This is a genomic window from Methylocystis sp., assembly GCF_021731785.1.
Classification (GTDB): domain Bacteria; phylum Pseudomonadota; class Alphaproteobacteria; order Rhizobiales; family Beijerinckiaceae; genus Methylocystis.
In genome coordinates, this window is record NZ_JAKFWS010000121.1 from 26,703 (window position 1) to 34,172 (window position 7,470).

A 7,470-nucleotide genomic window follows, 5' to 3' on the forward strand; every position below is an offset into this window, starting at 1 on the left:
CCCGCCGCGTGGCGGCCGCCGTTGAATAAAGATTAACCAAACTTTACAGCCCATTCCGGGCAATTGAAACATGTGCGCGGCGCGTATCGGGAAACTTCGTTAACGCGTCCTTCAGGTTAGAAGCGCCAGTCTGGGGACGAGCGCCGGCTGGCGCGCTTTCCTCGCAGGCTTCCTAGAATCGCGCTTTGCGATAAATATCAAGGAGAACAGGGAATGGGGATGGCGAAACTCGCGGAATCAGCCTTTCTGAACTGCGAAGCTCAGCCGCAGCCGTTTTTGGACGGGCAGGCGGAATCGCCGATCGACCTCGTTCATCTCTCCCGCCAGACCTTCGGCGACCATGATCTCGAACGGGAGCTGTTGGCGCTTTTTGACGCGCAGGCGGCGCAATTTGCCGAGCGTTTGCGCGCGCCCGCCGCGCTCTGCGACGGCGAATGGCGCATCGCTCTCGCGCATACCATCAAGGGCTCGGCGCGGGCGGTCGGCGCATTTGAGGTGGGAAATGCGGCGGAGGCCTATGAGAAGGCGCTGCGCGGCGGGGAGTCAAGCGTCGTCGAGAAGCGCGATCAGCTCGACGACGCGATAAGAAAAGCGTGCAGCGCCATCGCTCACTTGCTGGGCCGCGCGGTTCAGAACGGCCCGACGGGGAAATATTTCAAATAAAGCTCGGCGAAGACGCCGCGTTGGGCGAGCCGGGCCAGCGCATAGTCGAGGGCGCGGCGCAGCGGCGCGTTGCCTCTTTTTACGGCGATGCCGATGCCCTCGCCAAAATATTTCGGATCGGTGAAGGGTCCGTCTCGAAAGACGCAGCACCCGGCGGCTTCTGCGCCGTTCAGCCAGTAAGACAGAGAGATCGCGTCGCCGAAAAACGCCTGAACGCGGCCGTTTTTTAGCGCGTTGCGCGCCAAGGCAGGCGTTTCAAACGTCGTCAATGTCGAATTCGGATAAAAGGTTTTGAGAAAAGCCTCGTGCCGCGAACCAGCGACCACAGCGATCGGCCGGTCGGCGAAAGCGGCGGGGGACGCGGATTTCAGGGTCGTATCGGCCTGCACCGCGAACCGGCCCGGCGTCATCATGTAAGGTCCAGAAAAATCAACCTGTTTTCGAGTTTCGTCGTTGATCGCGAGCGACGCGATGACGGCGTCGCCGCTATTGTCGTTCAGCGCGGGAATCAGCAGATCCCACCGGCGTCTCTGGATCGTGCAGGCGAGGTCCAGTTCGACGCAGATCGCCCGAGCGAGATCGACGTTGAAACCCGCGACCTGCCCGTCCGGAAGCAGGAAATTGAACGGCGGATAGTCGTCCTCGGTGAGAAACCGGATCTGTCGCAAACCGGAGAGATCTGGCTTTTCCGGGGAGCGGTTGGGGTCCCAGAAGGACGGCGCGATCGCGGCGTGCGGCGTTGGCGCGGGCGGGTCGCCGTCAGCGCTTGCGGTCGCCAGGCAGGACGAAATTACCAGCGCTGCGAGCGCCGCGCGCAGCGACGCGAGGCAAGCGAATCTGGGCGGCTTATTGATACGGCGCATAAAGTTATTGCGTGGCCTCTGCTGGAGATCGATAGTCGTTCGAAGGCTGCTTGCGCGCGCCGGAATTATTGCATGAGTTTCGTTCCGATCGATAGTGTCGCCTCCAACACTTCGCCGATCAAGGACGATCTTCGTCAGCCGGTCAGCCGCCGGGCGTTCGCCGACTCCCACGCCGTTCGCCGACCGCCGCCGCTGCGCGCCGCCGCGCCGCCATCCATTCCCGTCGAAATCGCCTTTCTTGCCGGTCACGGCGTGCCGGAGCAGGCGTTGCAATTCGCCGCGGCGACGGCGCGCCGTCAAGGCGTCTGCGCGGACCAGGCGCTGCTCGCCGAGGGACTCGTCCCGGAGGATGTCTTCTATCGGGCGCTGGCCAAGCATCTCGACGTCGACTTCATCGACACTCCCGTCGATGTCGTTGCGCCGGGCGTGGCGACGGTCGAATGCGGCTATGCGCGGATTCGCGACGCGTCGCGCGGCTATCTTTGGCTGCTGGCGCCGAGCGGCAGCGGCGTCTTTCGATTGATGAGCGTGCGGCGCGTGGCGAGAGGGCGGCCGCTTTTCGCCATCACCACCCGAACGCGGTTCCTGGAGGCGGTGCGACGAGCCGATCCCGCCAACGCCGCCCGCAACGCAGCCTTTCTGGCTGAACGCGTCGACAGCGAGCTCTGCGCGCGCGGCGGCCTACAGCGCGGACAGGTGGGACTGCTGCTCGTTACGCTGATCGCGCTCGCGGCGAGCCTCTACGCGCCCTTTTTCCCGCTGCGCCTTGCGTCGGCCCTGCTGCTTGCGGGAATGTTTTTTTGCGGCGTGTTTTTAAGGCTTTTCGCCTGTGCGGCGAGTTTCCGGGAAAGCGCCGACGCTGAACCGCTCGAAGCCGACGCCCGGCTGCCAGTCTATACGATCGTGCTTGCGCTCTATCAGGAAGCCGCCGTCGTTCGTCAACTCACCCGTGCGCTCGACCGTCTGGATTATCCGAGAGCCAAGCTTGACGTGAAATTCGTGATCGAAGCCGACGATGAAGCGACGGCGGCGGCGTTGCGGGCGCACCCGCCACGCGCGCCCCACGAGATCGTGGTGGCGCCCGAGGGCGCTCCGCGCACCAAGCCGCGCGCCCTCAATGTCGCCATGCCGCTCGCCCGTGGATCGCTGGTCGCCGTGTTTGACGCGGAAGACCTGCCCGAGCCGCGCCAGTTGCGCCACGCGGCGACGCTCTTGGCGCGCGCGCCGCCGAACGTCGCCTGTCTGCAGGCGAGCCTTGCCATCGACAATGGCGAGCTGAATTGGATGACGGCGCTGTTCGCCCTCGAATACGCCGCGCTCTTCGATGTTTACAACAGAGGACTGGCCTTGATGGGCATGCCGCTTTTTCTCGGCGGCACTTCAAACCATTTTCGCGGTATTATGTAGCTGATGCAAGGAAGCTAAAAGCCAATTTCACCAAGGCGTTGTGATCGCGGTCAAGCAAGCATTTGGGTGCGTCTACCGCCCAATGCCGGTCCTTAAAGACAAACGAAGGGTGCTCATCAGCCGCGCCATTTTGACGGCTTTGGGACGACCTTGGAAAGGGACTTACAAACGTACTGAGCGCCCGAACTTTATCGAAGCTAACAATTTGGCTGAGTTCGTCACCAAAGAGCTGGAGGACGTACTAGAGCCCGTCGAATACGTCAGCAAACGCGGCCAACGAACTCTCGGATATCGCGCTGAGCTTCTACCGCTCGTTTGCGAAACGTATGTAAAGGCGCGCAACGCGGGTGTGCTGAACGCTCGACAACTGCCCGTCGCCAACCAGGCTGAGATCCTACTAAAGGCGCTATCTAAGGTCGGCATCATCGGCCTCGTTGACGAAGCTACCGGCTATCAAGAAGTCAGAGAACGAGATGAACTTCAAAGGATTTTGGCCGCGTATGTGTCGCCGGTGTACTTACCCATAACGGAACGCATCCCGATTGAGTTTTTCAAGGAAATGTTTCGAGTGTGGGATTGGCCGTGGCCAACGGACGGCGTCTCTTGGAAGGGGCCTCTTGGCCCAAGGTACGCCGGAAAGCTCATTAGGCAAATCATCTACGAAAATCTGCCGCCCGGGGTTCTTGATGAGCTCGATCGCAAAAACCCGCCAAATAAAAAATGGCAGCGGCGACGCCGGATGCAAGAACTGCTTACAAGCGAGATAGGCCGCCCACACGTCGAGAAGTTGGTGGCTAACATGACGCTGCTTTTCAGGCTCTCCGACACGAAGGCTGATTTTTGGCGTCAGTACAGGCGCGCGTTCAACAGGGAACCGCCTCAGCTTGAATTAAGGCTGATGGTTGAAGGCTCAGACGCTTAGCGTCTGAGCCTCTATGGGGACGGTTGGCCGGGCCAAGGAAGCATTTGCAGGCTCTCCCCTTGGGGTTCGACTCCCCCCGTCTCCACTTTTTCAGTGTACCAGAGTCATGTCGGCGCTGCAGCGCCTTTCAGCAAGAGGACGCCAGATGCTTCGTCGTCATCTTGGAACCGAATCCCGCGCCCCTCAAGAACAGCTTGGATTGCCACTAGATTATTCCCAATCGGAACGCTCCGGCCTTTCTCAAAATTGCGGATCGTTGAAAGCCCGACCTTCGCGGCTGTCGCAAGATCGTCTTGAGAAATATCGAGAAATCCGCGAGCTGCGCGGCACTGTGCTGGCGTCATGCGACAGGGATAGCGCCAAAGCACAAAATCGTCAAGGCGAACGAAAAACGTTATTGACACCTAAATGCTAACGTTTATCGTCATGTCTAACGAAATTCGTTGGACAGACGCAAATGGCTCAGCACTTCCTCCTTTCCGCCGCCGCCCGCTCGCTCTCGCTGGCGAAGGTCGCGCGCATGACGGACGAAGAAGCCCGCGACGCCTTCCGCCTTGTCCGCTGGGCGTCGACCGAAGGCCAGCCGGTTTGCCCGCGCTGCGGCTGCATGGGCGTCTATGCGCTTAAGTGCCGTCCGGCCTTCATGTGCAAGGGCTGCGATCATCAGTTTAGCGTCACTTCCGGGACGATCTTTGCCGATCGCAAACTTCCCGTCCGCGATTACCTCCTGGCGATTACGATCTTCGTCAATGAAGTCAAAGGCAAGAACGCGCTGGCGCTGTCGCGCGATCTCGACGTGCAATACAAAACAGCCTTCGTCCTTGCGCATAAAATCCGCGAAGCCCTCGCCGCCGAAGTCGAGACGCTCAACCTTGCCGGCGAAGTGGAAGTGGATGGATGCTACATCGGCGGCCACGTGCGCCCCGCGAACTACAAGGAAAACCGCGTTGATCGCCGCAAGGCTGAAAATCAGACCGGCACGCGGCGCGTCGTCGTCGTTATGCGCGAGCGCAATGGCCGCACGCTCCCCTTCGTCTTCAAATCGGAAGGCGAGTCGGTCGAGACGATTGCCGAGCGCGTGGCGCCTGATGCGACCGTTCACGCGGACGAAGCTGCGCATTGGGACAAGCTTCACGCGATCTTCCTGACGAAGCGCATCAACCATCAGCACGCGTACAGCGACGGCGAGGCTTGCACGAATCAGGCGGAAAGCTTCTTCTCCCGCATCCGCCGCGCCGAAGCTGGCCACTTCCATCATCTGTCTGGCCCGTATCTCGCGGCCTACAGCCGGGAGATGGCTTGGCGCGAAGATCACCGCCGAGTCTCGAATGGCGAGCAATACCTGATAGCTGCGAATGCGGCGCTTGCGCACCCGATGTCGCGCCAGTGGCGCGGATACTGGCAGCGCAGCAACTAACCAATTGGCGAGGTCAGGATGTTTGTTGAGGCGAACGACAACGACCCTTATCTGCGCGGGCACTGCGATTATGAAAACGGTATCGAGCGTCAGCAAAACCCTTACGAAGACTTGCACTACGGGACAACCTTTTGGGAGGCATGGTTCGACGGATGGGATGATGCGAGGGACGAAGCAGTTATACTCCATAAACCATTGAATTAACTAAAGCTTGTACTGGAGGCCGATTTATGGCAAAAACTCCGAGTTGGAATTCGGAGCAAAGCTATGCAATGGGGTCACAGAATTGATAACTATGTAGCAAAGACAGGCTTCCCGCGAAGCCTCTTTGCCTCCGAAGACGGCCGCGTGGTCGGAACCTGGATTATGGGAAACGACTACCGCGTTAAATCTGAATATTACGGCGGCTATCCGGCCGGATATTTGAAGCGAGTTAAGGCGTTGTTCCCGGAAAAGAAAAAAATATTGCACCTTTTCAGTGGCAAGGTGGATTTAAACGTTTTTCCCGGCGATACAGTTGACATCAATCCAGCGCTAAACCCAACTTACGTTGACGACGCGCAAAAGCTCGAAATCGTTCCCCTCAAAAAATATGATCTTGTGCTAGCCGATCCGCCTTACAGCGTCGAGGATTGCGAGCACTACGGGACAAGCATGGTTAAGCGAAACACAGTCATGCGCGCCCTACAGCGGTTGCCGGAGGGCGCGCATGTAGTTTGGCTAGATCAAGTCCTTCCTATGTATCGCAAGGACTCTTTCGCACTTGAAGCCACGATTGGCATGTGGAAGAGCACAAACCATCGGTTCCGCGGCGTGTCGATTTTTAAGCGCCTACCCGCCAGCCATTAGTCGTCGATCGGCCGTAACGTGCGGCGACGCCCGTTACGGCCTCCCGAGCTTTGGTCCAAGCGTCCGACCGAAGACTGCTTTTAGATAGCTCTCCCAGCCGCCATTCTTGTAATCAAAGGCATACCTTGGAATGCGCTCAAGGTCTTTTCGGTCAAGAAAAATTGCCCCTGTCGCCGCATCCAATTTTTCCTGAAGTGTAACGATAAGGAGTTGCCACCCGCCACGATTTTTCCTCGACGGGTCTTGCTTCATCAACACAGAGATTTCACCAGAGGTCAGCGTAACTGATCGCATCTATATCTCCTTCGTTAGGATTGAAGGTGGATGTAGGTGCGCAAATCGCCAAGACAAGGGCCGTGCGCCTACGTAAACGTGGTTTTTTTAGATATTGGAGCTTTTTGCCATCGAAGGTTCCGAGCGCTGTCAAAAATGCTGGAAACTGCGTCTTGCTCTTTAAGGATGCGCAACGCCTTGCTCACTCGCCGCGTATGTTCGGTCAGAAGTCGCCTATCTCGCGCGTCTTGCTCATTCACCGCCAAGATGGCCCGCGCAATGTCGCGCGTCGCCATTGGCTCCTGAGCATCCCTAAGCACGTCTAATACCAACCTGCCGTGAGTCTGACTCACCTCGGATTCCCGAATCGGCAAATGTCTGATTCTTATTGGCGAACCGAGGGAGGTTCGTCATGGCGGCAGCGGTGCGATTGCGTGAAGATTTCGATGCCGAGCGGCTTCGGGTGTTGGCGCGAGGCTCGAAAGACGCACCACAAGCGCGCCGGCTTCTCGCTCTGGCGACAATCTATGATGGCGGAGCGCGCAGCGAGGCGGCAAAGATTGGTGGTGTGACGCTTCAGATTGTCCGCGACTGGGTGTTGCGCTTCAACGCACATGGCCCGAACGGCCTCCTCGATCGCAAGGCGCCTGGCCAGCCGTCGCTCATGAAGGATGAGCATCGCACGGCGCTCCGGCGCATGGTCGATGACGGACCCACACCCGCGATCCATGGCGTCGTGCGTTGGCGGATCGTTGACCTTTGCCAATGGCTCTCGGAAGAGTTCCGCATCTCTGTCTCCGAAACGACGATGAGCCGCGAGCTCCGAAAAATGGGATATCGCAAGCTCTCCGCGCGCCCCCGCCATCACGCGCAGCGTGAAGGCGCCATCGAGGAATTCAAAAAAACTTCCCCGCACGCCTGGAGGAAATCGCCCGGGAAAAATGCGTCGATGCGCGCAACATAGAAATCTGGTTCGCGGATGAAGCGCGCATCGGTCAGAAGAACAAGATCACCCGTCGATGGGCAAAACGCGGATCGCGTCCCTCCGCCCCACGGGATCAGCGCACCGCCTCGAC

At 59.2% G+C, this 7,470-nt stretch carries 8 protein-coding genes and 1 pseudogene; 7 read left to right on the forward strand and 2 right to left on the reverse strand.

Going from position 1 to position 7,470, the window contains the following annotated elements:
- The first annotated feature begins 219 nt into the window (after nt 1–219).
- The gene (locus tag QZ964_RS17185) at nt 220–663 is read left to right on the forward strand and encodes an Hpt domain-containing protein (protein ID WP_292533024.1); all 444 of its coding nucleotides are present in this window, start codon (nt 220–222) and stop codon (nt 661–663) included.
- Here QZ964_RS17185 and QZ964_RS17190 read toward each other — a convergent pair.
- Nucleotides 630–1,526, reverse strand: coding sequence for a transporter substrate-binding domain-containing protein (locus QZ964_RS17190; RefSeq protein WP_292533026.1), 897 nt, complete (start codon nt 1,524–1,526; stop codon nt 630–632). The two genes, QZ964_RS17185 and QZ964_RS17190, sit on opposite strands and share 34 nt — an antisense overlap.
- Before the next feature lie 72 nt (nt 1,527–1,598).
- On the opposite strand from QZ964_RS17190, the gene QZ964_RS17195 reads away from it, so the two are divergent.
- The 5 genes from QZ964_RS17195 to QZ964_RS17215 all read left to right on the forward strand — a co-directional run bounded on the left by QZ964_RS17195 (nt 1,599) and on the right by QZ964_RS17215 (nt 6,121).
- Complete coding sequence (locus tag QZ964_RS17195) at nt 1,599–2,933, forward strand: glycosyltransferase (protein WP_292533027.1); 1,335 nt, start codon at nt 1,599–1,601, stop codon at nt 2,931–2,933.
- Between the two features lie 40 nt (nt 2,934–2,973).
- The gene (locus QZ964_RS17200; protein WP_292533029.1) at nt 2,974–3,855 is read left to right on the forward strand and encodes a P63C domain-containing protein; all 882 of its coding nucleotides are present in this window, start codon (nt 2,974–2,976) and stop codon (nt 3,853–3,855) included.
- Between the two features lie 106 nt (nt 3,856–3,961).
- Nucleotides 3,962–4,270, forward strand: a complete 309-nt coding sequence (locus QZ964_RS21615) for a hypothetical protein (RefSeq protein WP_367119293.1) — start codon at nt 3,962–3,964, stop codon at nt 4,268–4,270.
- Between the two features lie 42 nt (nt 4,271–4,312).
- Entirely contained in the window at nt 4,313–5,272 is a 960-nt protein-coding gene (locus tag QZ964_RS17210) for an IS1595 family transposase (protein ID WP_292533031.1), read from the forward strand.
- Nucleotides 5,273–5,539: 267 nt separating this feature from the next.
- Nucleotides 5,540–6,121, forward strand: a complete 582-nt coding sequence (locus QZ964_RS17215; RefSeq protein ID WP_292533033.1) for a hypothetical protein — start codon at nt 5,540–5,542, stop codon at nt 6,119–6,121.
- Between the two features lie 33 nt (nt 6,122–6,154).
- Here the strand turns inward: QZ964_RS17215 and QZ964_RS17220 are convergent, their stop codons facing one another.
- Nucleotides 6,155–6,415, reverse strand: coding sequence for an aspartyl-tRNA synthetase (locus tag QZ964_RS17220; protein WP_292533034.1), 261 nt, complete (start codon nt 6,413–6,415; stop codon nt 6,155–6,157).
- Between the two features lie 391 nt (nt 6,416–6,806).
- Here QZ964_RS17220 and QZ964_RS17225 point away from each other — a divergent pair.
- A pseudogene (locus QZ964_RS17225) lies at nt 6,807–7,470 on the forward strand (IS630 family transposase); the annotation flags it as partial.

Bases quoted from the DNA above. Each gene is read 5' to 3' on its own strand.
- QZ964_RS17185 (WP_292533024.1), top strand. From the start codon at position 220: ATGGCGAAACTCGCGGAATCAGCCTTTCTGAACTGCGAAGCTCAGCCG.
- QZ964_RS17190 (WP_292533026.1), bottom strand. From the start codon at position 1,526: ATGCGCCGTATCAATAAGCCGCCCAGATTCGCTTGCCTCGCGTCGCTG.
- QZ964_RS17195 (WP_292533027.1), top strand. From the start codon at position 1,599: ATGAGTTTCGTTCCGATCGATAGTGTCGCCTCCAACACTTCGCCGATC.
- QZ964_RS21615 (WP_367119293.1), top strand. From the start codon at position 3,962: ATGTCGGCGCTGCAGCGCCTTTCAGCAAGAGGACGCCAGATGCTTCGT.
- QZ964_RS17210 (WP_292533031.1), top strand. From the start codon at position 4,313: ATGGCTCAGCACTTCCTCCTTTCCGCCGCCGCCCGCTCGCTCTCGCTG.
- QZ964_RS17215 (WP_292533033.1), top strand. From the start codon at position 5,540: ATGCAATGGGGTCACAGAATTGATAACTATGTAGCAAAGACAGGCTTC.
- QZ964_RS17220 (WP_292533034.1), bottom strand. From the start codon at position 6,415: ATGCGATCAGTTACGCTGACCTCTGGTGAAATCTCTGTGTTGATGAAG.